The 26,929-nt window shown below is 44.4% G+C and carries 29 protein-coding genes and 1 tRNA gene; 12 read left to right on the top strand and 18 right to left on the bottom strand.

Going from position 1 to position 26,929, the window contains the following annotated elements; translation table 11 throughout:
• The first annotated feature begins 138 nt into the window (after positions 1-138).
• Positions 139-801 (top strand): Hint domain-containing protein, encoded by a 663-nt coding sequence (locus tag F9L33_RS01975; protein WP_152141054.1) that lies wholly within the window; start codon positions 139-141, stop codon positions 799-801.
• Positions 802-1,257: 456 nt separating this feature from the next.
• Here the strand turns inward: F9L33_RS01975 and F9L33_RS01970 are convergent, their stop codons facing one another.
• Both F9L33_RS01970 and F9L33_RS01965 read right to left on the bottom strand, forming a co-directional pair.
• Entirely contained in the window at positions 1,258-2,202 is a 945-nt protein-coding gene (locus F9L33_RS01970; protein WP_152141053.1) for a pyridoxamine 5'-phosphate oxidase family protein, read from the bottom strand.
• 106 nt (positions 2,203-2,308) lie between these two features.
• The gene (locus tag F9L33_RS01965; protein ID WP_226803897.1) at positions 2,309-2,752 is read right to left on the bottom strand and encodes a MarR family winged helix-turn-helix transcriptional regulator; all 444 of its coding nucleotides are present in this window, start codon (positions 2,750-2,752) and stop codon (positions 2,309-2,311) included.
• A gap of 121 nt (positions 2,753-2,873) precedes the next feature.
• On the opposite strand from F9L33_RS01965, the gene F9L33_RS01960 reads away from it, so the two are divergent.
• Positions 2,874-3,833 carry a catalase gene (locus F9L33_RS01960; protein WP_152141052.1) on the top strand — a complete coding sequence of 320 codons (960 nt, stop codon included), beginning with the start codon at positions 2,874-2,876 and terminating at the stop codon, positions 3,831-3,833.
• Positions 3,834-3,840: 7 nt separating this feature from the next.
• On the opposite strand, the gene F9L33_RS01955 is transcribed toward F9L33_RS01960, so the two are convergent.
• From F9L33_RS01955 to F9L33_RS01950, 3 genes are all read right to left on the bottom strand, one after another.
• A tRNA-Leu gene (locus F9L33_RS01955) sits at positions 3,841-3,927 on the bottom strand.
• Positions 3,892-4,038: a hypothetical protein gene (locus tag F9L33_RS15685; protein ID WP_193221942.1), complete on the bottom strand. Its 147-nt coding sequence runs from the start codon at positions 4,036-4,038 to the stop codon at positions 3,892-3,894. The genes F9L33_RS01955 and F9L33_RS15685 overlap by 36 nt, the downstream gene beginning before the upstream one ends.
• Before the next feature lie 10 nt (positions 4,039-4,048).
• The gene (locus tag F9L33_RS01950) at positions 4,049-5,356 is read right to left on the bottom strand and encodes a peptidoglycan-binding domain-containing protein (protein WP_193221941.1); all 1,308 of its coding nucleotides are present in this window, start codon (positions 5,354-5,356) and stop codon (positions 4,049-4,051) included.
• Between the two features lie 177 nt (positions 5,357-5,533).
• On the opposite strand from F9L33_RS01950, the gene lipB reads away from it, so the two are divergent.
• Together lipB and F9L33_RS01940 are read left to right on the top strand one after the other, a co-directional pair.
• Entirely contained in the window at positions 5,534-6,187 is a 654-nt protein-coding gene (gene lipB / locus F9L33_RS01945) for a lipoyl(octanoyl) transferase LipB (protein WP_152141050.1), read from the top strand.
• A 79-nt stretch (positions 6,188-6,266) separates the two neighbouring features.
• Complete coding sequence (locus F9L33_RS01940) at positions 6,267-7,895, top strand: sulfatase-like hydrolase/transferase (RefSeq protein WP_152141049.1); 1,629 nt, start codon at positions 6,267-6,269, stop codon at positions 7,893-7,895.
• Positions 7,896-8,053: 158 nt separating this feature from the next.
• Here F9L33_RS01940 and F9L33_RS01935 read toward each other — a convergent pair whose 3' ends face one another.
• The 3 genes from F9L33_RS01935 to F9L33_RS01925 all read right to left on the bottom strand — a co-directional run bounded on the left by F9L33_RS01935 (position 8,054) and on the right by F9L33_RS01925 (position 9,769).
• Complete coding sequence (locus F9L33_RS01935; protein WP_152141048.1) at positions 8,054-8,461, bottom strand: WYL domain-containing protein; 408 nt, start codon at positions 8,459-8,461, stop codon at positions 8,054-8,056.
• A 101-nt stretch (positions 8,462-8,562) separates the two neighbouring features.
• Positions 8,563-9,279 carry an ankyrin repeat domain-containing protein gene (locus tag F9L33_RS01930; protein WP_152141047.1) on the bottom strand — a complete coding sequence of 239 codons (717 nt, stop codon included), beginning with the start codon at positions 9,277-9,279 and terminating at the stop codon, positions 8,563-8,565.
• Between the two features lie 115 nt (positions 9,280-9,394).
• Positions 9,395-9,769 carry a hypothetical protein gene (locus tag F9L33_RS01925; protein WP_152141046.1) on the bottom strand — a complete coding sequence of 125 codons (375 nt, stop codon included), beginning with the start codon at positions 9,767-9,769 and terminating at the stop codon, positions 9,395-9,397.
• 118 nt (positions 9,770-9,887) lie between these two features.
• On the opposite strand from F9L33_RS01925, the gene F9L33_RS01920 reads away from it, so the two are divergent.
• The 3 genes from F9L33_RS01920 (at position 9,888) to F9L33_RS01910 (ending at position 12,800) form a co-directional block, all read left to right on the top strand.
• Positions 9,888-10,412 carry a hypothetical protein gene (locus F9L33_RS01920; protein ID WP_152141045.1) on the top strand — a complete coding sequence of 175 codons (525 nt, stop codon included), beginning with the start codon at positions 9,888-9,890 and terminating at the stop codon, positions 10,410-10,412.
• 187 nt (positions 10,413-10,599) lie between these two features.
• Positions 10,600-12,264, top strand: coding sequence for a cytochrome c oxidase subunit 1 (locus tag F9L33_RS01915; RefSeq protein ID WP_152141044.1), 1,665 nt, complete (start codon positions 10,600-10,602; stop codon positions 12,262-12,264).
• Between the two features lie 8 nt (positions 12,265-12,272).
• A complete protein-coding gene (locus F9L33_RS01910; protein ID WP_193221940.1) occupies positions 12,273-12,800 on the top strand; it encodes a DUF2244 domain-containing protein in 528 nt (175 codons plus the stop codon).
• Positions 12,801-12,904: 104 nt separating this feature from the next.
• Here F9L33_RS01910 and F9L33_RS01905 read toward each other — a convergent pair whose 3' ends face one another.
• The 3 genes from F9L33_RS01905 to F9L33_RS01895 form a co-directional block, all read right to left on the bottom strand.
• Positions 12,905-13,297 carry an SMI1/KNR4 family protein gene (locus F9L33_RS01905; RefSeq protein WP_152141042.1) on the bottom strand — a complete coding sequence of 131 codons (393 nt, stop codon included), beginning with the start codon at positions 13,295-13,297 and terminating at the stop codon, positions 12,905-12,907.
• A 173-nt stretch (positions 13,298-13,470) separates the two neighbouring features.
• Entirely contained in the window at positions 13,471-15,063 is a 1,593-nt protein-coding gene (locus F9L33_RS01900) for an FMN-binding glutamate synthase family protein (protein ID WP_152141041.1), read from the bottom strand.
• A gap of 151 nt (positions 15,064-15,214) precedes the next feature.
• Entirely contained in the window at positions 15,215-15,667 is a 453-nt protein-coding gene (locus F9L33_RS01895; protein ID WP_152141040.1) for a GatB/YqeY domain-containing protein, read from the bottom strand.
• 187 nt (positions 15,668-15,854) lie between these two features.
• On the opposite strand from F9L33_RS01895, the gene carA reads away from it, so the two are divergent.
• Entirely contained in the window at positions 15,855-17,018 is a 1,164-nt protein-coding gene (carA, locus tag F9L33_RS01890; RefSeq protein ID WP_152141039.1) for a glutamine-hydrolyzing carbamoyl-phosphate synthase small subunit, read from the top strand.
• Between the two features lie 59 nt (positions 17,019-17,077).
• Positions 17,078-19,009: a glycosyltransferase family 2 protein gene (locus tag F9L33_RS01885; protein ID WP_152141038.1), complete on the top strand. Its 1,932-nt coding sequence runs from the start codon at positions 17,078-17,080 to the stop codon at positions 19,007-19,009.
• Here the strand turns inward: F9L33_RS01885 and F9L33_RS01880 are convergent.
• Genes F9L33_RS01880 through F9L33_RS01870 form a run of 3 tightly spaced genes read right to left on the bottom strand, consistent with a single transcriptional unit; the run spans position 19,006 to position 21,251 of the window.
• Positions 19,006-19,635 carry a GntR family transcriptional regulator gene (locus F9L33_RS01880; RefSeq protein WP_226803895.1) on the bottom strand — a complete coding sequence of 210 codons (630 nt, stop codon included), beginning with the start codon at positions 19,633-19,635 and terminating at the stop codon, positions 19,006-19,008. The two genes, F9L33_RS01885 and F9L33_RS01880, sit on opposite strands and share 4 nt — an antisense overlap.
• Before the next feature lie 21 nt (positions 19,636-19,656).
• Positions 19,657-20,424, bottom strand: a complete 768-nt coding sequence (locus tag F9L33_RS01875; protein ID WP_152141036.1) for an FkbM family methyltransferase — start codon at positions 20,422-20,424, stop codon at positions 19,657-19,659.
• Positions 20,425-20,432: 8 nt separating this feature from the next.
• Positions 20,433-21,251 (bottom strand): class I SAM-dependent methyltransferase, encoded by an 819-nt coding sequence (locus F9L33_RS01870; RefSeq protein WP_152141035.1) that lies wholly within the window; start codon positions 21,249-21,251, stop codon positions 20,433-20,435.
• A gap of 44 nt (positions 21,252-21,295) precedes the next feature.
• Between F9L33_RS01870 and F9L33_RS01865 the strand changes: the two genes are divergently transcribed.
• Complete coding sequence (locus F9L33_RS01865) at positions 21,296-21,937, top strand: pyrimidine 5'-nucleotidase (protein WP_152141034.1); 642 nt, start codon at positions 21,296-21,298, stop codon at positions 21,935-21,937.
• A 38-nt stretch (positions 21,938-21,975) separates the two neighbouring features.
• Positions 21,976-23,175 carry a UbiH/UbiF family hydroxylase gene (locus tag F9L33_RS01860; protein ID WP_152141033.1) on the top strand — a complete coding sequence of 400 codons (1,200 nt, stop codon included), beginning with the start codon at positions 21,976-21,978 and terminating at the stop codon, positions 23,173-23,175.
• Here the strand turns inward: F9L33_RS01860 and F9L33_RS01855 are convergent.
• The 4 genes from F9L33_RS01855 to F9L33_RS01845 form a co-directional block, all read right to left on the bottom strand.
• On the bottom strand, positions 23,172-24,302 hold the full coding sequence (locus F9L33_RS01855) for an aminotransferase class V-fold PLP-dependent enzyme (protein ID WP_152141032.1): 1,131 nt from the start codon (positions 24,300-24,302) through the stop codon (positions 23,172-23,174). The genes F9L33_RS01860 and F9L33_RS01855 overlap by 4 nt on opposite strands.
• Positions 24,303-24,469: 167 nt before the next feature.
• Positions 24,470-24,622, bottom strand: a complete 153-nt coding sequence (locus F9L33_RS15680) for a hypothetical protein (RefSeq protein ID WP_193221939.1) — start codon at positions 24,620-24,622, stop codon at positions 24,470-24,472.
• A gap of 138 nt (positions 24,623-24,760) precedes the next feature.
• Complete coding sequence (locus F9L33_RS01850) at positions 24,761-25,219, bottom strand: Lrp/AsnC family transcriptional regulator (protein ID WP_152141031.1); 459 nt, start codon at positions 25,217-25,219, stop codon at positions 24,761-24,763.
• The gene (locus tag F9L33_RS01845; protein ID WP_152141030.1) at positions 25,216-25,677 is read right to left on the bottom strand and encodes an Lrp/AsnC family transcriptional regulator; all 462 of its coding nucleotides are present in this window, start codon (positions 25,675-25,677) and stop codon (positions 25,216-25,218) included. Before F9L33_RS01845 ends, F9L33_RS01850 begins: the two co-directional genes overlap by 4 nt.
• A gap of 133 nt (positions 25,678-25,810) precedes the next feature.
• Between F9L33_RS01845 and ilvC the strand changes: the two genes are divergently transcribed.
• A complete protein-coding gene (ilvC, locus tag F9L33_RS01840; protein WP_152141029.1) occupies positions 25,811-26,833 on the top strand; it encodes a ketol-acid reductoisomerase in 1,023 nt (340 codons plus the stop codon).
• Positions 26,834-26,929 lie beyond the last annotated feature (96 nt).

Raw genomic sequence — 26,929 nt, 5'->3', positions numbered from 1 at the left:
AAACGTTCACTTAACGAGGAATGCAACCATGGCCGTTTTAAAGGTTATTCTATGCACAACAATCTTCTTTCATGTGCAAAGCACTATGATGTGGACTGAATATGCAACAACAAACATTCAGTATGAAGGAGTAGCCACATGGTAGCGCCTCTTTCATCAAAGACAGCATTTCAAAATGCTACGATGGTACCGTCTAGATTTCCGACGCGGTATCCTTCTGAAAATGTGCAGAACACGAACCACAGCGGGTTTGCTGCCGATACAAACATCATGACATCTTTTGGTGATGTAAGAGTGCAAAACCTTGAAGCTGGTGCACGCGTGATCACGCGCGATCACGGTATGCAAAGTGTACGTTGGATTGGCTCATATAAAGCACGTATTAGGCCAGAGAATGCACCAATTGTGATCCAAAAATCTGTTTTAAAGAACACGCGCGATCTGATCTTATCTCCAGAACACCGCATCTTATTTAAAGGTGAACAAGCCGAATTGATGTTTGGACAACCCGAGGTGTTAATTCCTGCGAGAGCATTTTTGAATAATGACCGCGTCTATCAAGTTATTGATGGTATCGTTGAATATTATCATGTCTTATTTGACCGGCATGAAATTATTTATTCTGAAGGCACATCAACCGAGAGTTATCACCCAAATGAAGTGAATATGGCTGCCTTCGATCAAGAAACACGTGAAAGCTTGTATCAAGCCTTTCCAAACCTTCAGTCCAACCCAAAAAGCTTCGGACCTTCAATCCGTACTTGTTTGAATGCTGAAGAAGCCTGTCTTTTAGAAATTTAATAAAACAAGGGGGCTACGATACCGCAAGCCCCCTTGATATTATAAGCTTGTTACATACAGGCACAAACTAATATCAAATACCAAATTATCCCAAGAAAGCATAAATCAACGTAAAGCTTACAAAGCCTACGATTAATCCTAAAACTATCCCTGAAGCAAACACTGTCGCAATTAGCATTACTCAAAACTCACATTACTTGTTATACATTACTATATCGCCGTTACTGGCCTTTCCTTAAAACCAATAAACTATGACACAAATATGTTTCGATTTGGTTCGTTTCTAGGCTTTAATAAAAAGTAGACACTAATGTGAAGTACTTTATTCATTTTAACGTGACGGAATCTATACTTAGATTATAACGATAGTGAAAATTACTTTAAATCACCCCTAAGTTGTTACCAAGACACCACAGTTTTATACGGTAAAAACGAATCTATGGATGGCGAATATTGCTACTCCCAGTGCCCCGTATTCTTTAACAGCGGCCATGGCTCAACCAAATCACCCTTTATAGGGAGTACGTTTTCAGCCACAATAATAGCCTCTGGATTGACCATCACCGACCGTTCGGCCCCCATGAATGCATCCACCTCTGGACCATCCCAAATGATTTCAGCACGACCTGTCAAAAATACAGCTCGTCCAGTGTCAAATTCAGGAATAAACAAACCAACACGCCCATCGGCTGCGATATTCCCCAATGTGTTGTAAAACTGGTTGCCCGAAAAGTCTGGAAACATAAGATGTCCCTTTTCCGTCACCTTAACAAAACCAGGATGCCCACCACGGTGCGATGCATCAATTCCACTGCGCGGATCGCCATCAATCTCTTGCGTCCGTGAAGCGATAAAGAATGTATCGGCGGCTTCGATGATCTGCTTTGCGTTCGCATCAATCTGTTTAGATTGCGTAACAGTTTGTGCGTCAGGCCCCAACATACGTAAATTCACATCGCGCCGTTGAATATATTGCGGGCAATTCCCATAGCTCTGATCAACTGTCACCGTTAGCCCATGTTCAGTAACAAGATCTACAACCCCATTCATCCGATTGCGGCGACGTGTTTCCAACTCGATACCAACAAAGCCAAGCTTATCTTTGGCGCCAATTTGTAAATTCAATGTATCATGTAATACAGGCAATGCACCAATCTGCAATGTGTGTTGATCAGGAGAATGCATAAACCCACGTTGACCAAAGGCAGCCGTGGCCCACGGCCTGCCCTGATCATCAAGTGCACCCATAATCATCATTGGCAGCATTTGATAAAACAAACGGTGTTGATCAGGCATAAAATCCCGAATGGCACGAGGTGCAAATTTTGCGACATCTTTGGTGACGCCAAGTTTGTTTTGCACAAACAGTTCGCCGTCATGGAATACAGATGTGTCAGACATAATCTGATCCTTTTATAGGTTTATTGGACATAACCATAAAACAAAAAACAAGCCTACCGACCGTTTGGTAAATGTAAATCACTTTGATTTGACGATACTTTCAAAGCTACTTTTGAGTAATCACCTTACATAAAGCAATCAGACCATCAGCTTGTGCCTTTGTAAGCCCTGTATCTTCAAAAACCTTATCCGTTGCATCACAGCTTTCGCTTAACAATGCCAACCCCTCTTGCGTAAGTTTTACCTGCTTTTGACGCTCATTCGTACTTTCAATCTTACGCGTCACAAGGTTCTTGGCCTCAAGTCGGCGCAACAAGGGTGTCATAGTTGCCTTTGAAACACCCAGCTTCTTGGCCAATACAGTAATTGGCACATTGTCCTTTTCAGAAAGGGACATCAACACAATGTATTGCGCATAGGTTAACCCATGCGTTGCCAGTAAAGGTCGATACATTTGATCGATCTTATTCGATGCAGAATGAAGGGCAAAACACAACTGAGAATCTAATTTCAATGTCTCAGGCAAAGATACAGTCAATTGTTTCGTCAAAATCAGCCCCTTCGGTATTTCAGACGTCTTGTCGCAGATTTACTTTAACATTTGATAGTTCGCAATGCAATTGTTAGTACATTAACTATACGTACACGAATCGTAATAGAAAGGACTAAATATGTTAAGAGCAAGCGCAATTGCATTGAGCATAGCATTGATGCCAGTGACAGCATTTGCAGAAGATGCATTTGATAAAGCCGAGCGCACTATGAAAGCGTTCGAAGATGTCTTCGGCGTGACAAAAGGAAAACGTCGCAATCATACAAAAGGGTTTTGCATCATAGGGTCTTTTGAGCCGCAAGATGCTGCCATTCTGAAATACACAAACAGCCCTATCTTCACACAAACCTCCAGTGTGAATGGTCGCGTGTCCCATAAAGGTGGGAATAATAAAGCTGCTGATAATAAATTTGCAGATTATGGTTTGGCCTTTGAAATCACCACACCTGATGACGATACGCATATAATCGGCATGAATACCGAACATTTCTTTCCAGTCTCAACACCTGAAGCTTTTAGTAAACTTATGCAGGCCAAAGCGATTGGAAAAGAAGCCGTAAAGGCCTTTGCCGCGAACAGTCCAGAATTGAAGGCGCATAAGGCATATCATTCAGCCCGCGATAAAACGTTACGCCCCTACGAAGGGGCAACCTATAACAGCATCAACACGTTTTACCTTGTCGATGACGCTGGCAAACGCACCGCTATTCGCTGGTCATTTGTACCATCCAATGATCAGAAAGTCGTTCTTGATCCCAGTGAGAACTTCTTTTTTGAGAACATGCAAGCCAACTTGGATGCTGGCGAAGTGGCATGGGATATGATTATCACGATAGCAAACCCAGATGATGAAATCCTGAACCCTGCGATTTTATGGACGGGCGAACACACACAAATCAAAGCTGCAAAGCTGATCGTGAATTCCATTAGCACCGAAGCGGAAGGAGAATGTGATCCACTGAATTATGATCCACTTATCTTAACTGACGGTTTTGAGCCATCAGAGGATCCAATGCTTGAAGCGCGTTCTGCAATTTACGCAATCGGTGTCAGCAAACGTTTGGGTGAGAAAGAATAATCAAAATTGGTGCGGCCGAGAAGACTCGAACTTCCACGGGTTTTACCCCACAGCGACCTCAACGCTGCGCGTCTACCAATTCCGCCACGGCCGCACTTTGAGGTAAGGCGCGTATACCGAAGCGTTCCACGCTTGTGAAGAGGATATTACCACCTTGGAAAACATAAACGGCCGCCAGTACAAAAATACTAACGGCCGTATTCATATTTGCGATCTTATTGCGCTGTAAATACAGGCAATGAGAATGTAGCTGTTGATTTTGTAACCGCCTCAGGCGCTTGTGTTGCATCCAATTTTAACGCAGCCGCTTGGATCAAATCTGGGCGTTCAACTTGGGTTGGTGCAAACACTGCAGGCTGACCAGATGCGATTGCATCATTGGCAGATGTATACCACTGCAAAGCCAAGTCATTGCGTTGCAATGTGCCAAAGCCATTCACTAAATGATGCCCCAACAATTCACCATATGCCGGTTGACCCAAAGTCACCAAGATAAGTGTCGAAGCCAAAGCCACATCTGCATTATCCGTGCGATACCCAACACCTAAACAGATATTTGCAGTATTGCTAAGTTGTGCAGGTGACATGCCCGTAGACAATACTTTCGCACCTGTCTGTGAAATAACTTCGTCACGACCAATTAAGGACAAAGCTGATATCTGATCCTTGAAAGAAGGGCTAAGCGTTTCACATTGTGCTTGCATATCAGATGAACTGATACCTGTAACTTTTGAGCTTAAGTCTTCGCTTTTTGCGATGGCATAAATACGAGCCAAACAAAATTGTTCGCTCAATGCAAAAGCAGGGTCAGTGATATCTGATGCTTTTGTATAACCGCCATTGGTATTTGTAACCAAATTGACCTGATTACAGTGATTGGCAATCGAGCTTGTATCAGAAGCTTTACCAAAGTTTGGCAATGAAAACGCAGCAAACGCTGGATTGGTACCAGCTTGCACATTAGCCGCTTGATAAGATGCTACCGTTGCGGATGTCCCACCGGCCATCTCTTGTTGTGTATGTTTCAACAACCCACGTTGGCCATATTGAGAGTTGGCAATAATTTCTGACGTCCCCGCACCACCCGCAATAGAACGGTGGTAGCTGTTCACCAGAACTGTTCTTTCAAACTCGGTCAACTGACCCGTTTGTGGATAACCCATGAAACTTTGATACGATGACATAGCACTGCGTGTATTACGCCCAAATACGCCATCGGGTGTACCTGCTGGAAAGTTGAAATGGTTCAACGATGTTTGCACATCCCTATTCTCTTGCCTTTGTACAGAATTATAAGACGCTTTGCGCTTATAACCTGAGTTATACGTTTTGGTCGTGCGGCGTGTATTAGCGCGTGCTTCGGCCTGTTTCTTTTTGTGTACTTGATCGACGATAACACCACCAACAACACCGCCTACGGCAGCCCCTACGAGTGCATCCCCTAAGTCAGCGGATGCCTGTTGGGCAGGAATGATTGTTAATGATGCAGCTGCACATGCAGAAATTGCAGATTTACGGAACATAAGAACCTCCTCATAAATAGACTCACAATTTACTTGCTCGTTCCTTGACCAGAAAAGAGAACATATATGTGATTGGGAAAATGAGCGGTGCCCCACTGATAATGGAAACACGATAAGCGGTCTTTCTCTCATTTTCGGAAATTGACATGGGTTTTGAAATGGGTCACTGCTGCGCCTATGGTTACTTGGACACATAGCACCACATATATCGACTACCCATCAGCCATTGCGCAGATGGAAGATCACGTTGATCAGATGATCAAAGGTGAACGTACAGAACAAATCTGGCTATTGGAACACCCACCGCTTTACACGGCTGGCACCAGTGCCAATGTTACTGATTTGGTCGATCCAAACCGTTTCCCTGTTTATGATACCAAACGCGGCGGACAATATACATACCACGGCCCAGGGCAGCGTATTGCATATGCAATGCTAGACTTAAACCACCGTGGCAAAGATGTCCGTAAGTTCGTGAGTATGCTCGAGAATTGGGTCATTCAAACATTGGCAGAGTTCGGCGTTCAAGGCGAACGTCGCGAAGGTCGTGTTGGTGTTTGGGTTGTCCGCAAAGACAAACCATTGACCGCATTGGGTGCCCATCCCGAAGACAAGATTGCGGCCATCGGCGTGCGTTTGCGTAAGTGGGTTAGTTTTCACGGGATCAGTATCAATGTGGAACCTGAGTTAGACCATTACAGCGGTATCATTCCTTGTGGTATCGCGGAACACGGTGTGACCAGTTTGGTCGACCTCGGCTTACCTGTCACGATGGATGATGTGGATATTGTTTTGAAAAGGAAGTTTACGGAAGTATTTGGTAGTAGTTAAATAAAGTATTGCTATAAAACATTTTGCCTATATCAATTACTTAGATCATCAATAATAAAAGAAACTAGGCAAAGTTTTAATGAAAAAAACGCTCTTCAAATTATTCTCAATCATTGTCTCAATTTCATTTTATATAGCTGCGTTTTTCCTCATTGTATATGTTACACCATACAAAAATAAAGACGGCGTATTATTCCTCCTTAGCTTAAGAAGCTATTTGAGTATTGAAAGCATAATCTACATAGTTATTTTCCTTGGATGTTTAATGGAAATTTCACTCCCGAATAGAGATGACGATAAAAAAATCCATAAAACCATATATTTCACTTGGATATTTGCTTTATTTACAGCGATACCATTTGCTGTAATTGGGTTTCTATTTGGCAATAATGAAATTGAACCAATATTAGTGTTTTTACACGATAACCAAATCGAAGATATGGTCTCAATTGGCGCTGATGGTTTCTCAGGTCCGTTGATATTATGGACCGTATTAACACTCATATTAGTAATTGCATCTATATATTTGATGATGAACAAAAAGTATTTTGACAAAATACTTCTTAGCATTGGTGTTCTAATGCTCTTACTCTCACCAATACTTAAATACAGCATAAATAGTGCATTCCCAAACCAAGATCAGCTCGCATTCAACATTGATGAACGCGTTCACCCTCCACAAATTCTATCTAAACCAGACATTAAAAAGAACCTCGTTATCATATACTTAGAAAGCGTAGAGCGTAGTTATGCAGAAATACCTGAAATTAAACCATTTTACGAACCAATAAGCACACTGTCTGACCAAGCCATAGATTTTACAAATATTATTCAAACGACTGGTACTAACTTCACAATTGCTGGCATAATCGCCACTCAATGTGGTATTCCGCTTCTTTCTAATGGTCTAAAAACTATCTTTTTTAAAAATGACATCGAAGCATCAATGTCACAATTTTTACCAAAGGTTCACTGCCTTGGAGATCAACTACAACAAGATGGTTATATTCTATCATACATGAACGGGGCATCTCTTGATAAGTTTTCAAAACGTAGTTTTTTAAATGGTCACGGTTATACACGCCTATTGGATAAAGCTAATGTAGCAGATGCAAAAAAGAGTGGTCGCACAAACGTTTGGGGATTAAATGATGCACTGCTATTTGATCTTGCTATTAAAGAATTTGATACACTCGCATCGCAGCAAAAACCATTTGTTCAAAGCATGTTAACAATCTCAACTCATGGGCCAGATGCATTTTTAGATAGAAACTGCGTGCCAACAATAGGTGCAATTAGTCAAATTCCACGAGCAATTGAATGTACTGGCAATTTAGTCGGTGAATTTGTTAATCATATTAAGAATAGTCCTTCAGGTGAAAACACTATTGTTATTGTATTAAGTGACCACCTCTCATTCACAAATACAGTAGAAGAGAAACTCCAAAAAATTGGAAAAGATAGACGCAACCTATTTGTAATATTAAATCAAACTAATGCAAAAACCATAAACCGACATATGGCACCATTTGATATTTATCCAACATTACTGGAAACATTAGGCTACAAACTAAAGGACGGGCGTGCAAATTTGGGGTTTTCTGCATCTAGCTCCTTACAAAACTTAACAGAAGAATTGGGCGTTCCTACTCTAAATAGGATATTCACAAGCAATCCAAAGCTTGCAGCATATTTATGGCGAAATTAATTCGATATACTCAGTCTCTTAATATCAACCCCATAAGGTCCCATAAATCATTGATAAAACGATCTGGGCAACCTCAAGTGGATATTCTCAAACCAATAGATTTCATTTTTAACCTTAAACAGAAACTTGCGGGTTTGATTAATCATTGAAGAATATGTCTATTCGCAAATGTTTTCTTTGATAAAGCAATTTGACCCAATGCATCCATCCCAGCCTTCCGCTTTGACGGATTGGGATTTTTCATTGAAATCGCCATCAATAATTTCCACCGATTTAATCTTATCAAACCTGAAAATCCGCTTAGACGCATAATCGCGCCCCTTGGTGCAACCACGATTTTGCCAACCATGCATATACAACTTGCCATTATTACCAATCGCAACTTGGTGCACATCAACCAAACGTGGAAGACAGCCTTTGCTGGCGTCTTTGTCATAAACCAGCTCGACAATACGGTTTGTTTCAGCTGCTTTACAAAGTTGGGCTTCGTGCTTTGATTGCGCTTGGGCGGATGAAAACGGCGCAATAATTATGAGCAATGTCAGTGCTATATGGTCTAAATTCATTGTAGAGATCCTCAAGATGCATTGTTTGTTTATCTCATGATTTACTTAATAAGTACAAAGAGAATGTCTGCTATGAGCCCTTATACGACATTGAACTTAGGTTAATGTACACAACCTGTCCTAGCAATAGGCAGTGCTTCAGTAATTGGTTCGAGGATTTCTCTTGCCCCCTTTGAACCCTCATTGATAGCGTGATCAAGGGCAGTCCAATCCATTGCCCACTTTAGTGTGCATTTTCTTTCTGGGTTTGCGCCTGCGTCTAATAATGTTTTTACAACTTTAGGTAAATCTTCTCGCGCTGCAAGCATCAGGACACTTTGAGATTTATCTTGTGGTAGCTCGACATCCGCTCCAGCCTCTATCAAAACATCCGTAATCTCTGCTTTAGAGTTATCATTAACATCTGCATGCATGCAAAAACTCAAAGCAGAAGCCCCATCGCTATGACGATAGAAGTTTGGTGAAGCACCCAAACTTAGAAGTAGCTTGAGTGACTGTATGTCCCCATGAGACGCGGCTGACATTAACGGTGTTATACCAATGTCATTTACTAGGTCAATTTTTGCTCCAAGCTCGATCAAAAGTTTGGCTGCCATAATGTTTCCTTCCTGGATTGCCAAAAATAGAGGTGTTTGCCTGTGTGATGCACCCATAATTGTTGATAATTCAGTATTAACATCATTTTTCTTAACGTTTACGAGGAATTCAATTCTTGTTAAATCGCCTTCAAATGCTGCAATATGTAATGCCTCAGTTGATGATTGAGGTTTCATACGGTCATGCATAAATTCAATTAATCGTCCCATTTGGCCGCGCATTTTAGCATTCCTATTATTTACCCAATATATTGGAAAGATTAGTCAGCTTTAAACAATTGTTCAATGTTTGCTTTGTCCCCCATAGCAGACGTTCAGCTTACAATAATGCATCTCATTACCGACAACACCCCTCTACCATCTGCACGTCATCTCCAGTACGGTTCATCATCACAATAGCCCAAGGATATTCCTGATCTGACATACCATCCGAGCATATTTGTTTACGCATCACAGCCGTATATGGCCCAGCAGTGATCCCTTTGATGAAATCCTCTGGGCGACCTTGGGCAGGTCCTGCCCATTCAATCGGTTCCATTTGCGGTTCTTCACCGATCACGGAAAAAGACAGAGTATCTTTTGTAACATCCGCAGACCAAAACGGTTCTGTCCCACCACATGTATAAAGCTGCGGGGATTTTTCGGCCAAAACTGAAACGGCTGATAAAGGGCATAGTATCCCTGCCCAAAGCAGGTTTTTTAAAGTCGTCATCACAATTCTCCAATCTAAAAAGTAAATTATGCCTAAAGAAATCGTTACTCTAACATGCTTGCATAGGATGGGGTTGCTTGTCACTATAAGGCATCATTTAACGGATAGGATACCAAAGATGTACCGCATCATGCTTAGCTTTATAACAGTCGCATTCACTACAGTTGTATCCTATGCTCAAGAAGCCGAAAAACCAATGACCTTGGAACGCATGGGCGAAATTGTCTTTAGCTTGGATGAAGCGGCACAATCCAATCAGAATATGTTTCAGATGACCGTCCAAGATATCCCTGTGCTGATCGTAACAGATGTTCAAGCGGATCGTATGCGTGCAATGGTCCCCATTCGGTCGGCCGAAGGAATGACCCAAGAAGAGATCACACGTGTAATGCAGGCGAATTTTGATACGGCGCTCGATGCACGCTATGCCATTGCCCAAGGCCGTTTGTGGGGCGTTTACATTCATCCGCTATCACCGTTGAAGAAAGATCAGTTCATTTCTGGTATCGGCCAAGCGGTAAATATCGCAAAGACTTACGGCACTTTATACACAGGAGGATCGTTGAACTTTGGCGCGGGTGACAGTGTTCCGTTGCAACGCCAACTGATCGACGATTTGCTGAAAAAAGGCGATGCGATTTAAGCCAACAGGCAAATTTTCCCTAAACCTCTCTAAAAAATACCGATTTCCCCTGCGACAAGCCGCCCCGCTTGTCAAATGCGGCGTTTGATACAGTTGTTTCATTGGGATCAACAGGGTATCACACAAATGGGAAACTGTGAGCCCAGCTATAGGGATTCGCAGAAATAATAAGTGTTAGGAGAGACACATGGCAGACGCAGCCGCTCATGATCACGCCCGCCCGGGCTTTTTCACACGTTGGTTTATGTCCACAAACCACAAGGATATTGGTATCCTTTATCTGTTTACAGCAGGTTTGTTGGGCTTTATCTCAGTCGCATTCACAGTATTTATGCGCATCGAACTTATGGAACCAGGTGTGCAACACATGTGTATGGAGGGCGCAAGCCTGATGGCATCAGCAGTTGCTGACTGTACACCAAACGGACACCTTTGGAACGTTATGATCACAGGCCACGGCATCTTGATGATGTTCTTTGTGGTTATTCCAGCCCTATTCGGCGGCTTTGGCAACTATTTCATGCCATTGATGATCGGCGCACCAGACATGGCATTCCCACGTATGAATAACCTTTCATACTGGATGTACGTTGCAGGTTCTGCATTGGCTGTTTGTTCATTGATCTTGCCAGGTGGTAACGATCAGGCTGGTTCTGGTGTTGGCTGGGTGCTTTATGCGCCACTTTCAACAAGCGAGGGCGGCTATTCAATGGACTTCGCAATCTTTGCGGTTCACGTATCAGGGGCTTCTTCAATCCTTGGTGCGATCAACATGATCACAACATTCTTGAACATGCGTGCCCCTGGCATGACATTGCACAAGACACCGTTGTTTGCTTGGTCAATCTTTGTAACAGCATTCCTGATCCTTCTCTCTTTGCCAGTTTTGGCTGGTGCGATCACAATGCTTTTGACAGACCGTAACTTCGGCACAACATTCTTCGACCCATCAGGCGGTGGCGATCCAATCTTGTACCAACACCTTCTATGGTTCTTCGGACACCCAGAAGTGTACATGATCATCGTTCCTGGCTTTGGTATCGTATCACACGTGATTTCAACATTCTCACGCAAACCAATCTTTGGCTACCTGCCAATGGTTTACGCGATGGTTGCAATTGGTGCGCTAGGCTTCGTTGTTTGGGCACACCACATGTACACAGTTGGCATGTCGTTAACACAGCAGTCTTACTTTATGCTTGCAACAATGGTGATTGCGGTTCCGACAGGGATCAAGATCTTCTCATGGATTGCAACGATGTGGGGCGGTTCTATCACGCTTAAAACACCTATGCTGTTCGCATTCGGTTTCTTGTTCTTGTTCACCGTTGGTGGCGTAACAGGTATCGTTCTATCGCAAGCTGGTGTTGACCGTGCATACCACGATACATACTACGTAGTTGCGCACTTCCACTATGTGATGTCACTGGGTGCGGTTTTCTGTATCTTTGCTGGTGTTTACTACTGGATCGGCAAAATGTCTGGTCGTCAGTACCCAGAATGGGCAGGTCAATTGCACTTCTGGGCGATGTTCATTGGCGCTAACATTACCTTCTTCCCACAACACTTCTTGGGGCGCCAAGGTATGCCACGTCGTTACATCGACTACCCAGAGCAATTCGCTTACTGGAACGAAATCAGCTCTTATGGTGCCTTCCTATCATTCGCTTCATTCGTCTTCTTCATCGGCATCGTGTTCTACACAATCCTTTGGGGTAAGAAAGTAGAAGAGAAGTCATATTGGGGCGAAGGTGCGGATACATTGGAATGGACACTTCCAAACCCACCACCAGAGCACACATTCGAAATCCTTCCGACACAAGACATGTGGGACAAAGACCCCCATCACTGATCGGAACCATGACTTCGAATTCAAATATATCAAAGGCCGATGCAGAAGCGTCGGCCTTTTTTAATGTCATCAAACGCGATGATCCCCCTGCGCTTGACCATTATGTAAAGCCTATCAAATCCCTCTCGAATAAGGGCTTTGTGAATGTCATCACAATCGCAGCTATTGCGCTGACGATCCCATTGATGGCTGTACTGGGCACAATAGCCTTGTGGATGCTCCTGCCCCACCTACTGCTTGCCATAGGTCTGTTATGGTATTTCATCCGCCGCAACGACAAAGATCGTGATGTTTATGAACATATCCTGATCTGGAAAGATGCCATCGCCGTTCACCGCCACAACCCACGTGGGCCTGATCAGTATTGGACGGGGAACCCCTATTGGGTAAAACTTAAGACACGCGATACACGCACCGTAGAAAGCTATCTGACAATGACAGGTGCCGAGCGTGAGATTGAGCTGGGCGCGTTCCTAAGCCCAGCGGAGCGCGTAGAGCTAAAGCATATGATAGAGGGTGCTATTAAAGGTTTGTGAGTATTAATGAATGTCTGCTTAGAGCCCAAACTTACCTTCAATTCGGGCTACCTATAGGCAGTGCTCTTGTGGGTTCTTTGGGTTACAGCAATCGTTCAAATTGGCTAGGTTCTTTTGAGCAAAGAAAAGTCTTGAGCAACTATTTTTGTGTTACCTGTTTCATGGTTCCAAAGGTAAATAGTTGAGGGGCACACCGTTTCTTCAGTTAAGAATATTAGAGCGTCACCTGTACCGTTTTGGGCAATGCAAATTGCCCCACTTGGCCACCCGACCCACGAAGACATCGCTTTGGTTTCTCTAACAATATCGTTACATGTACGCGCCAACCGTTTCCTGTTCGATTTATCTAGAATTGGTGACAGTGACCAAAGGTCCGATGCAACATTGCACTCGCCGCCATTTGCCTTTTGCATTAATTCACGGTAGCTATCGGGAAGCCGCACTCCAAGACCGCTCTCAGCAGCAATTATATATTCCTCAGAAACTTCAAAAGGCATGGTGCAACTCCACAATACCTTCGAAAGCTCCCACCATTTCGATAGTTTGTAAACATCTACTTTGTCCCCCATAGCAGACACCCATGTTAACGTATCACCAAAACAAAAGGCGCATGATCTCCATACGCCTTTCTTTTTTCTTCAAATATCCAAAATCAATCTAATACCCAACACTAAGCCGCAAAAACAAACGAGCTTGTCTGTGCCCGATCCCAGTATTTGGCAAAGGCTGGATGCATCGCATCGCTTTTCTCAAGATCACCCGGCTTCAACCACAAGTATTGGCTGGCTGCAGATCGCACCTCACGACTATTAATTCTGATCATAAGGTGATGTGGTGTAAATTCCGATGGGTGCGTAAGCCCTGAAGATTCAACCGCTTCCTTCAGTGCCGTTAGAGTGTTCTTGTGAAAGTTCGCCACTCGCGTGCTTTTATCTTCGACAACCAATGCCTTATAGCGGCCAGGATCTTGTGTCGTGACACCTGTTGGACATTTACCTGTGTGACAGGCTTGGGCTTGAATGCAACCAATGGCAAACATAAAGCCACGCGCAATGTTACAACTGTCTGCACCCAATGCAAAAATCCTGCACATGTCAAAAGCACTGATCAGTTTACCAGATGCAATCAGCTTGATCTCATCGCGTATGCCCAATCCCACCAGTGTATTATGGACAAGCATCAATCCCTCGCGCAGCGGTGCGCCTTTATGATCAGCAAACTCAACAGGTGCTGCGCCTGTGCCACCCTCAGTACCATCAACAGTGATAAAGTCAGGGCAAATGCCGCTTTCTTTCATCGCTTTTGCAATCGCAAACCATTCCCATGGATGGCCTACGCATAACTTGAACCCAACGGGTTTACCGCCAGACAAATCGCGCAGTCTACCAATGAATTCACAAAGCTCTAAAGGTGTTGAAAAAACACTATGCGCACTTGGGCTGATACAATCCACACCCACCTTAACGCCGCGTGCCGCTGCTATTTCAGTTGTGACTTTCGCGCCCAATAAAATACCGCCATGACCCGGTTTTGCCCCTTGTGACAACTTAATCTCGATCATCTTAACCTGGTCATCTACAGATGTTTCCGCAAACTTATCTGGGTCGAATTCGCCATCTGCGGTACGACAGCCGAAATACCCGCTGCCAATTTGCCAAATCAGATCTCCCCCATGCATGCGATGGAATTTCGAAATAGACCCTTCGCCCGTTGTGTGTGCAAAACCGCCCATTTTTGCGCCCTTATTCAGAGCTTCAATTGCGTTTGGCGACAGTGCACCATAGGACATTCCAGAGATATTCAGAACCGAACCTTCATAAGGCTTTTTACATTTTGACCCACCAAAAGTGACCGTAATTGGTTCATCAGGCAGATGTTGCGGTGCCACCGAGTGGTTAATCCATTCATGCCCAATATCATTCACATTGCGCAAAGTTCCAAACGGCCGCAAACCTTCCATACCTTTTGCACGTCTGTAAACCAGCGCACGTTGTTCACGTGAATAGGGAGTTTCTTCATGATCGCTTTCTAAAAAGTACTGACGTATCTCAGGACGAAAGTGTTCAAATAAAAACCGTAATCGCGCGACAAGCGGATAATTTTTAAGAACTGCACTTTTCATTTGTAATAAATCGTAAAGCCCAACAAGTGACAATACAAAGGCTAGACCTGATATTGCGCCCCCCCAAAAGGGCGCGAGTACTGCCAAAAGCAACCCCGCTGGCACAAACAACATGATAATTAAAAGTGGAACGTAACGCATATTTTATATCTCCCATTAGGGAAAAGTATGCATTGTCTGGGAAAAGCGTCAAGTCGCGCAGGATTTCAGCCAAATATCGCTCGGAAACTTTCGTACAAATGTCATACGCGCTGTGCACGTAAATCATACGCCGATCATACAACCGTTTTGCTTAACCAAGCAGCTCTTTTACAGTGCCGCCCGCTTTTCCAAAATCCATTTGCCCAGCATATTTAGCCTTCAATGCGGACATGACTTTACCCATGTCACGAATGCTATCAGCACCCACAGCTGTGATCGTTTCTTGAACGGCCGAACGGATATCATCATCGCAAAGTTGCTTAGGCAAAAACTCTTCAATGACTTTAATTTCGCTTAGTTCTTGTTCTGCCAGTTCAATACGGCCAGCTTGCTCGTATGTCTTTGCACTATCAATGCGCTGTTTCACCATCTTGGTCATAATACCCAAGATATCATCATCCGAAACACCATCCATATTACCCTCAGCACGGGCTGCAATATCACGGTCTTTAATCGCTGCATTGATTAAGCGAAGTGTACCTAGACGGTTCTTTTCTTTATCCAACATCGCCTGTTTCATACAAGCATTGATTTTGCTACGCATATTATAAGGGTCTCCCGTCCCAATTCGTGCATTCAAGACCTCAGAGCATATCTGTTTAAATTTAAAGAGACAATAAAAACCCGACGTTCTAAGGTGCTGAAACTTTAGCATTTTTGATTTTTTACATGTCTTGACCATTTGTCCACAAAACCGTAGTTTGCGCCAAATTTACCCATAGGATGATGTTATGTCTGCTGCTGCTGCCTCCCAGAAAAAACCTGGAAAACCAACGGCTTGTATTGTTTTGGCCGATGGAACAATCTTTTACGGATACGGTTTTGGCGCCACTGGGGTGATTCAGGCCGAACTTTGCTTCAACACCGCGATGACTGGGTATCAAGAAATCATGACTGATCCAAGTTATGCAGGGCAAGCCATTACTTTCACATTTCCACATATTGGTAATACTGGCGTAAATGCCGAAGACGACGAAACAGGTGATCCTGTAGCGCGTGCCATGGTTGTGAAATGGGATCCGACAGAGCCATCAAATTGGCGTTCTCAGGGCACATTATCCGCTTGGCTTGCAAAGCGCGGCCGTATTGGCGTTGGCGGTGTGGATACACGTCGTTTGACACGTGCCATCACACACCAAGGGGCGCCTCATGTTGCCATCGCACATGACCCAGAAGGCAACTTTGATATAGAGGCGCTATTGGCGCATGCCCGCGAATTTACAGGCCTAGAAGGTTTGGATTTGGCAAAAGACGTGACATGTGCACAATCCTATAAATGGAACGAACAACGCTGGGCATGGCCTGATGGTTTTTCCGAACGCACAGAACCTGGCAAAAAAGTTGTCGCCATAGATTACGGTGCAAAACGCAATATCCTTCGCTGCTTAGCCAGCGCTGGATGCGATGTGACTGTCCTGCCTGCAACCGCAACCGCGGAAGAGGTTTTGGCACATAAACCACAAGGTGTTTTCCTATCAAACGGACCAGGTGACCCTGCTGCCACTGGCGAATATGCTGTGCCAATGATCAAAGAGATTTTGGACACAACTGATCTGCCAATGTTTGGTATTTGCCTTGGTCATCAGATGCTTGCGTTGGCTTTGGGTGGCAAAACGATGAAGATGAGCCACGGCCATCACGGTGCAAACCACCCTGTGAAAGAACATGAAACAGGAAAAGTGGAAATCACATCAATGAACCACGGTTTTGCTGTAGATGCACAATCATTGCCAGAGGGTGTCGAAGAAACACATGTGTCTTTGTTCGATGGATCGAACTGCGGTATCAAAATGACAGATCGTCCAGTGTTTTCCGTACAGCAACACCCAGAGGCCAGCCCTGGCCCGCAAGACAGTTTTTATCTGTTCGAGCGCTTTGCGGCTTCTATGGCTTAAATTAAACAAGTTTTAATTAAATTACGCGAGCTTTGGATCAAATTATTTTGGTCTAAAGTATGTCATCTCTTGCATCTCATTTAAAACTTGTTCCTGATCATTCCAAAAAAACCAACGATAAACCCATCCAAAAACGCAGTTTGGGGCGGGTTTTATTGGCGCAAAACTGGGTTACAGAAAGTGACCTTTTAAAAGCGTGGTCTATACAAGCTTATGAGCAGGCTGCCATTGGAGAGATTCTGATTGGCATGGGGAAGATCACGCAAGACCAGTTATACTGGGCACTTGGAGAGCTTCATGATCTAGATATCGTAGATTTTGCAATTCACCCACCATCACTGAATTGGGTCGATTTTTCCACTCCAATACAATCCTTACAAAAAGGATACATCGTCTGGCGCTGTACAGACACCCATATGACCATAGCCGTTACAGATCCAAATATGATTGAAAACTTGCGCGCAGAATTTCATGACAAGGATAAGTTATTAGATTTTGTTCTCATCACACCACCCGAATTACAAAAATTCATTGCAGGTACGCAGGCGGACATATTAAAAGACAACGCACTCTCATGCTGTCCTGATGCGTATAGTTGTAAATCATGGATGACATGGTCAAAGCCGAATATTTTACGTTTTGGATTGTTATCAGTCCTGGTGACAATCGCAGTAATAAATCCTGCAACCACAATTTTCATATGCCTATGCATTGTTTTCGCGACCTTAACCGTATTGATGTGGTTTCGATTATTTTGCCTTTATACGCTTTATAGTCGCAAAAATAATAAGCACGCAAAACCAAACAAGCGTATGAAGCGCCCAAAAGTTTCCATTCTTGTCCCGCTATATAAAGAAAGCGCTATAATAAATCGCCTTATCAATAGGTTAAGCTCCATAGAATATCCCAAAGAGCTTCTGGAAATTCATCTGATATATGAACAAAATGATGATGAAACCAAGAATGCGATCACTATTTTGAACCAGCCCGATCACATCAAATTTTTAGAGGTACCTGATGGGCATTTAAAAACAAAACCACGTGCGATGAATTATGCTTTGGACTTTTGCACAGGCAGCATAATTGGCATTTATGATGCCGAAGACGCGCCAGAGATCAATCAGGTCGAATGTGTGATACAACACCTAAACGCTGCGGATGATGATGTGGCCTGTGTGCAATGTGTACTGGATTTCTACAACCCGAAAACAAATTGGATGTCGCGGTGTTTTACTATCGAATATGCAATTTTGTTTCGCGTTATTTTACCAGCCTTAAGCAAATATAAACTCCCGATCCCACTTGGCGGTACATCCGTATTCTTTCGCCGCAATATATTAGAAAAGATGGGGCGTTGGGATGCTTATAACGTGACTGAAGATGCCGATCTTGGCTATAGGTTATACCGCATGGGATATCGCTGTGAATGGATCAATGCGATCACATATGAAGAGGCAAATTACAGGTTTATACCATGGATAAAACAAAGATCACGTTGGTTAAAAGGCTTGCTTTTCACAGGGCTAGTACATCTTAGGAACCCAATAAAACTTCATCAGAAAATAGGAACGCTTGCCTTTATGTCCATGGTGTCTTTGACTATAATACCTTGGCTTTTGTGCCCATTAGTTCCCATTATCTTGCCAATGTGGGTGCTGAGTATTGGATATGACTTACCCTATTATTCCAACTTACCTCCCTATTTCATCACAGGTCTTGTCGGCCTATTCATAGCGACAGAGTGCCTGTCATTTGTATTAGGGTTTACAGCAACGAATACCCCAAATCACAAACACCTGCGCCCATGGATATTCACGACCATACTTTATTGGCCAATCACGTGTTTCGCCTCTTATAAAGCTCTATTCGAAATGATCATTCGCCCGTCTTATTGGGATAAAAGCGAACATGGATTGAACGATCAGCTTTATGAAAAAGAAATCGAAAAACTGACACAAAATTCAGCGCAATTTCCAATTAATAAAAATTAAACTTCGCCAGCATCAATTTTCAGGCGGGTTTCAAATGCATAGGAAATATGTTGTTTCAGCAAATTACTCGCTAATTCACCATCACGGCCTTCGATCGCTTTTACAATCTCTTCGTGCTCGTTCAATGCCATTTCACCACGCCCATCAACGGCCAACGATGTAGACGCCAATAGCGCCATTGAGCGGTGAACCATTTTCAACTGTGTGATCAAATAACGATTTCGGCTCGCTAGATGGATTTGATTATGGAACCGGCGGTTTGCACGCGATAACGCATCAGGATCATCTATGATCTGTCGGTCTGCTGCAATCATATCGTATAAAACGCGCACCTCTTCTGGTGTCGAATGTTGCGCCGCTAATTTAGCCGCCAACCCTTCCAATTCAGAACGTACAGCATAAAGTTCAGCCAGTTGATTATGATCCAAAGAGGCCACAATCAAAGACCGCCCATCACGCGTTAGCATGGATTGGGTTTCTAAACGCTGCAAAGCTTCGCGAATTGGTGTGCGGGATACTTGAAATCTGTCTGCCAATTCCGATTCAACCAAACGATCCCCAGGCTTATAAAGCCCAGCATCGATTGCATCTACAATCAACCTATATGCATCAGTTTGGCCTTTCACGATCACCCTATCCTTTGGTCGTTAGCTTTGCTTTTTACGGTAGATATCATCTACACCAGCAAATTCCACTAAATCATAGCCTTTTGACCGCATTAATTCAGGTAAATCAGAACTTTGTGCATTATTTTCGATACTCCACACCTCAATATCGTATTTTTCAAACGGGAAATTATTCAAAATATCCATTTCCCCGCCTTCAACATCCAATGATATCAGGTCGATTTTCTTAAGCTTATGTTTGTTCAAAATCGATTGAAGCGTCTTTTTCGACAGTTTATGCACGACCTCTTGATGTTTTTCATGTGCACGCACACGTTCTAGAAGTGCTGCGTCATAACTGTCTAAGAACCCACTCATCTGAGTGTATCCAGACGTTACTTCCATAAAATTCGCTTTACCCGTTTTGCCAGCAACTGCCGCCATTATACATGGGTTTTTACGTGCTTCTTCTGCAAGCTTAATCTGAGTTGGTGATGGCTCAACAATCACGCCAGTCCAATTACGAAAATTTTCAAAAAACAAGGTGTTAGAACCCGTCACACCATCATATCCACCGATATCCACAAAAACACCGTCACGTTTTCCATCCAACAAACCATCAATCACACGGTCCTGCCCAGCTTGTGAATAGAAGAACTGTGATGTGGCCATCATATTGGAAATTACATGGCTTTGCCGCAAAGCTTCGCCTCGTCGTCGGCTGCGTTCCGTTCCTAAAAACGTAGCCAACTCTTGATGAGCTTCTTGCAATAAACGTCGCGCTTCGATGATTTTTTCATGTGGTTTCATATTAAACTCTACCCTTTGCCTGTTATAACCCACGCCTTTGTAGGCACGTATACTGCATCATCTTCGACATATTTATGAAACACTCCCCTAAGAGAGTTTGCAACCTTAGCACGTAATTCGGGTGATTTGCCCTTCAAATGACGCGCCAAAATGCCAACGCGCAATGTAAATTCAACAGCACGTTCAACAGGATCAGGATTATCCCCTGTCGTGAACATTGCAGGGCGTTCAACTGCTTCCCATGATAAGTCACGCCAGCCTGCTTGTTCCAAAACAGGTGCAAAATATGCAGGGTCCGCCCATCCAAAAGGGCCAGGTGTGCCGACAGGGGCTTGTTTGACGTTGTGCAGTTCTAAAATATCGCGCGCAGCATGCATTGGGATGCTAGCCCAGCCGTTCTCTTTGGCAGCACACCAACACACGATCGATAAATCGGCATTTTTGGATACTTCACTGCGAATATGTGACCACGCTGCAACCGGATCATCAAAAAACATCGCCCCACACCGCGAATAAACGGCGTCATGTGGCCCGCCTAAAGGGTCGGCAGATGCATCAGCCATAATATAATTCGCATGACCACGTTCACGCGCCACATCCAAAAGGTCACTGGATATGTCAGCACCAGTTACAATAGCCCCACGTGCAGCCAAAGCACGGCTGGTAGTACCAGCACCACAACCAACATCCAGAACACATTTTCCGCTTAAATCTCCAAGTGCTTCGATCCCTGCATCGCCAGTTGGCCCCAGTAATAAATCCAAGCCGTCGACCTTATCCGCCCATTCTTTTCCGACACTTCCGCGCCAATCAATTGTATCTGACATATTTACTCCTAGACGTGCCCACGTTGCGCCAATACTGTACGTTTATGCAACACGATTTTTCACATGTGACCACTTGGGTCTTTGATCTAGACAACACGCTTTATCCGCCATCCGATGCTTTATTCGATCAGATCGATGTTTTGATGACCCAATATGTGATGCAGGCTTTGAATTTGGATGAACCCGCAGCCGATAAAATTCGCGCAACCTATTGGAAAGAATACGGAACTACCTTGGCGGGACTTATGGAGCGTCATGACCTAGACCCTGATCCATTCTTGGATGCAGTTCATAAAATTGATGTTTCTCACATTAAAAAGAACACGGAATTACGCGATAACATCACAAAATTAAACGGCCGTAAAATTATCTATACAAACGGGTCAAAAGGTCATGCAGAAAACGTGACCCGTGCCCTTGGCATTGATGATATATTTGATGGGATGTATGGCGTGGAACACGCAGGATATCAGCCAAAGCCACGTCGCGCTGCATTTGAGCGTGTATTCGCATTAGATGGTGTTGATCCGACCAAGGCTGCGTTGTTCGAGGATGACGTGCGCAATCTGGAAATTCCCCATGCTATGGGCTTGAAAACCATCCTTGTTGGTCCCAAAGAGGATCATCCGTTCATTCATTATCACACGGATGACCTTACAGACTTTCTGTCGCGCCTAGTCGCTTGAGCCTTTCCGTACCAAATTATTCGCCCTAGGTTAAAATCATGGAACGTATCACAACAGATATCCTTATTTCTGGTGGCGGCATTGCTGGCATGACAGCGGCCTGCGCTTTTGGTGCGGCTGGATTTGATGTGATCTGCGTAGACCCTATGCCGCCAGTGACTGAGGCCTCTAATCCACAGGCCGATTTGCGCAGCACAGCATTTTTGCAACCTGCGCGTAATACATTGATATCAGCAGGGATTTGGAAACATCTGCAAGCTTATGCAACACCATTGGAAATCATGCGTTTGGCAGATGCAGGTGGTGAGGTGAATGAAATCCGCAAAGTCGCGGATTTTGTGGCTGCGGAAATTTCAGACGAGCCTTTTGCGTGGAACTTGCCCAATTGGCTGCTGCGCCGCGAAATGCTGAAACGTATTGATGAGTTGGATAATGTGACGTTTTTAACGGGTGTTGAAACCAAACGGATTACACCACGTTTAGATACCGCCTATGTTCAGCTATCGAATGGCACACAAGTTGTCTGCAAAATGGTACTTGCGGCAGACGGCCGTAATTCCCCCGCTCGAGATATGGCGGGAATAGATGCAAAGACTTGGCGTTTTGGGCAAAAAGCTATCGTGTTCTCTGTATCTCATACAGAACCGCATCAAAACATATCTACTGAAATCCACCGCACAGGCGGCCCTTTCACATTGGTGCCTTTGCCCGATCAGAACGGCAAACATTATTCGGCTGTGATTTGGATGGAAACAGGGCCAAAAGCCTCTGATTTGATGAAGCTTGATGATACGGCCTTTAACACTGCAATTAACGAACGCTCATGCGGTATACTTGGAACCCTCACATTGGAAACCCGCCGCGTGACGTGGCCTATGATCAGCCGTCTTGCGGAACGTTTGGATGGCCCGCGTATCGCATTGATCGCAGAAGCGGCCCATGTGATCCCGCCTATCGGCGCACAGGGTCTGAATATGAGCTTAACGGATATTCAATGTTTACTTGATCTGGCACTTGAAAGCCCAGACACATTGGGCAGCCAAGAAATGCTAACGGCCTATAACAAAGCCCGTCATAAAGACATCAAAACACGTGTGACAGGTGTGAACCTGTTAAATCGTGCAGCGATGACGGAAACTGATAATCTAAAGGCGTTGCGCCTGAAGGGATTGCAAGCCCTGCACGGACTTGCTCCAATTCGTAAGACCCTTATGCGTAAGGGCTTGGGCAGCGTTTAAGCTGCCACTTTGTCCAAAACAGACTCTAAACGTGCAACCGTTGCGTCCACATCATAAAGCTTGTCCAAACCAAACAGACCCAAACGGAATGTAGAGTAATCAGCCGGCTCATCACAACGCAATGGAACACCCGCTGCGATTTGAACGCCTTCTGCAACAAACTTGCTGCCGTTTTGTAGGCCAGCCTCATCAGTATAGCTTACAACCACACCTGGTGCACCGAAACCGTCAGCTGCAACAGAAACGTAACCGCGGTCTTTAAGAACTGCGCGGATACGATCGCCCTGTTCTTGTTGTGCATCTTTCAATTTATCGAAACCATATTCACGTGTTTCAATCATTGTGTCGCGGAAGTCTTTCAATGCGTCTGTTGGCATTGTCGCGTGATATGCGTGGCCGCCGTTTGTGTATGCGTCCATGATGTTTGACCATGTTTGCAAGTTCACAGCAAAGCTTGTGCCCGTTGTTTCAGCAACTTTGGCTTTTGCGTCTGCATTCATCATTACGATGCCCGCAGATGGGGACGCTGACCACCCTTTTTGTGGTGCAGAAATCAAAACATCTACGCCAGTTGCTTTCATATCAACCCAGATACAGCCAGATGCGATACAATCCAGAACGAACAAACCGCCCACAGAATGCACAGCATCAGCCACAGCTTTTATATAATCATCAGGAAGGATCATGCCGCTTGATGTTTCAACGTGCGGTGCGAAAACAACAGCTGGTTGTTCTTCTTTGATTTTAGCCACAACCTCATCAATCGGTGCAGGTGCAAACGGTGTTTGGTGTGCATTGCCTGTGCGGCGCGCCATCATCACAGTTGTCTCTGACGGGATGTTGCCCGCTTCAAAAATTTGCGTCCAACGGAAAGAGAACCAACCATTACGCAGAACCATAACTTTTTGGTCTGTTGCAAATTGACGTGCAACCGCTTCCATCGCGTAAGTACCGCCACCTGGTACAAGAGCGCAGGCATCCGTGTTATAAACGCCTGTTAGGATTTCAGAGATGTCGTTCATGACACCTTGGAATTGTTTACTCATGTGGTTCAATGAACGGTCTGTAAAAACAACAGAGAATTCTAGCAAACCATCGGGATCTACATTTGGCAAAAGAGCTGACATAGGGAGTCTCCATAAAAATATCTGTAACGATACCTAGACACTCAACTGATTCCTGCCAGATGGAAAACGACAAAAACGCCAAGAAACGCGGGGGTTTTGAATGATTAAAATTTCGCTTCGGAAACATTTACCTCAATGCAACGTATTTCACAGAGAGCTTGTTATTCTTACGTCCCATTAATCAAGTCATCCGTTTTACATAGATGTTCTATTAAATTCAGCGTCCAACGATCATAACGATCATTATTTGGAACAAGTACATCGAAAACTCTTGGTGTGTTTATTGTGCCCACTTCCATGCACGAACTAGTATCAAACATTATTCTCCTTGTTCCTTTTTTAAACAAGAAACCTCCGGCGCCTTCCCAGCCATCATCCTTTAGTACTTGAATGAAACGTTCCAAATTAGTCATCGCCAACACCTATAAAATCATCTGTAAACATTAATAAATAAACATTCACCCCAATGCGATGTCTCTTTTCTCTTCTGACAGCAAAACATTCGCTTCTACGTCCCCAACACCTGGTAACGCCATAACACGGCGCCTTAACACCCTTTCAAAGTCTGAAATATCGCGTGCAACCACTTTTAAACGGTAATCATACAGCCCCAAAACGTGCTGTACGACCTGCACTTCGGGAATGGCACTCACTGCACGTTCGAAATCTTCTAAGGACACCCGACCTTTGGTTGCAAGCTTCACGCCTAGAAACACAGTCACGCCAAAGCCAAGCTTTTCTTTATCCAAAACCACACGGCGCCCAGAAATTACACCAGCCTCTTCCATGCGCTTAATCCGCCGCCAAGCGGCGGGTTGGGACATATCCACCCGTTTTGCCAAAGCCGCCGCTGTTAAGCTGCCGTCTTTTTGTAATGCCCGCAGCAATGCGCGGTCAATATCATCTAAATCAATCATACTGGCAGCACCTCGCGCTCCATAACATTCGAGATCAACATTAACGCTTCAATATCTGCGATATGGGGCAATCCCAGAATGCGCGTGCGGTAAATCTGTTGATAATGTTCCATATCGCGCGCCAGAACATTCAGGCGCACATCCACACGGCCAAGGAAGGTTTGGATTTCATTGATTTCCGCCACATCACGCGCCTCTGCAATGAATTCATCAAAGGCGTTTTTAACTGTCTTATCCAGAGTGATGCGCAAAGACACTTCCACTTCATACCCCAAAGCTTTGGGATCAATCACAATCTGGCGCGATTGGATCACCCCATCACGTTCCAACCGTTCGACCCTGCGCCAACAAGAAGCGGCTGCATAATTCACCCGTTTTCCCAGTTCTGCTGCCGTCAAAGAGGCATCCTCTTGCAACGCGCGCAGGATACGTCTGTCTAAATCATCCAATACTTGCATTAATTTTACACCAATATAATTTTATACGAATACTTTTTACGCCAATATATAAATTAATACAAATTATGAAATCGACCCCAGTCAGAATACCGTATAAACAGTCCCAAATTCGCTCATTCTTATGGAGGCTTACATGCGTGTTTACTACGATCGCGATTGCGATGTTAACCTAATCAAAGACCTTAAAGTTGCTATTCTTGGCTACGGCTCACAGGGCCACGCCCACGCGTTGAACTTGCGCGACAGTGGTGCAAAGAACGTTGTTGTTGCATTGCGCGAAGGCTCTCCATCAGCGAAAAAAGCTGAAGGTGAAGGCCTGAAAGTTATGGAAATCGCTGAAGCAGCAGCTTGGTGTGACGTGATCATGTTCACAATGCCAGATGAGCTTCAGGCAGAAACATACAAAAAATACGTACACGACAACCTAAAAGACGGTGCAGCAATCGCATTCGCACACGGTTTGAACGTACACTTCGGTTTGATCGAACCAAAAGCTGGCGTTGACGTGATCATGATGGCACCAAAAGGCCCAGGTCACACAGTGCGCGGCGAGTATTCAAAAGGTGGCGGTGTTCCTTGTTTGGTAGCTGTACACCAAGATGCATCAGGCAAAGCGCTTGAAATCGGTAAATCATACTGTTCAGCAATCGGTGGCGGTCGTTCTGGCATCATCGAAACTGATTTCCGCGAAGAGTGTGAAACAGATCTATTTGGTGAACAAGCTGTTCTTTGTGGCGGTATCGTTGAATTGATCCGTTTGGGCTTTGAAACATTGGTTGAAGCTGGTTACGAACCAGAAATGGCTTACTTTGAGTGTCTACACGAAACAAAACTTATCGTGGACTTGATCTACGAAGGTGGTATCGCAAATATGGATTACTCAATCTCTAACACTGCGGAATACGGTCAATACGTGACTGGCCCACGCATTTTGCCATACGAGCAAACAAAGAAAGCGATGAAAGAAGCGCTTACAGACATCCAAACTGGTAAGTTCGTGCGTGACTTCATGCTTGAAAACGCTGTTGGTCAGCCAACAATCAAAGCATCACGTCGTGCAAATGACGAACACCAAATCGAGCAAGTTGGCACGAAACTACGCGCTATGATGCCTTGGATTTCAGCTGGTAAAATGGTTGATAAAGAAAAGAACTAAGGTTCTTCTTTCTTTAAAAATTTAAAGGCATGTCTTAGGGCATGCCTTTTTTCGTCTTAATGTCATTTAGCTGATGCACAAGCGTCTAAAGACAGT

This window comes from Amylibacter sp. SFDW26 (assembly GCF_009184395.1).
GTDB lineage: Bacteria > Pseudomonadota > Alphaproteobacteria > Rhodobacterales > Rhodobacteraceae > Amylibacter.
This window is presented reverse-complemented; position numbering and strand designations above follow the sequence as displayed.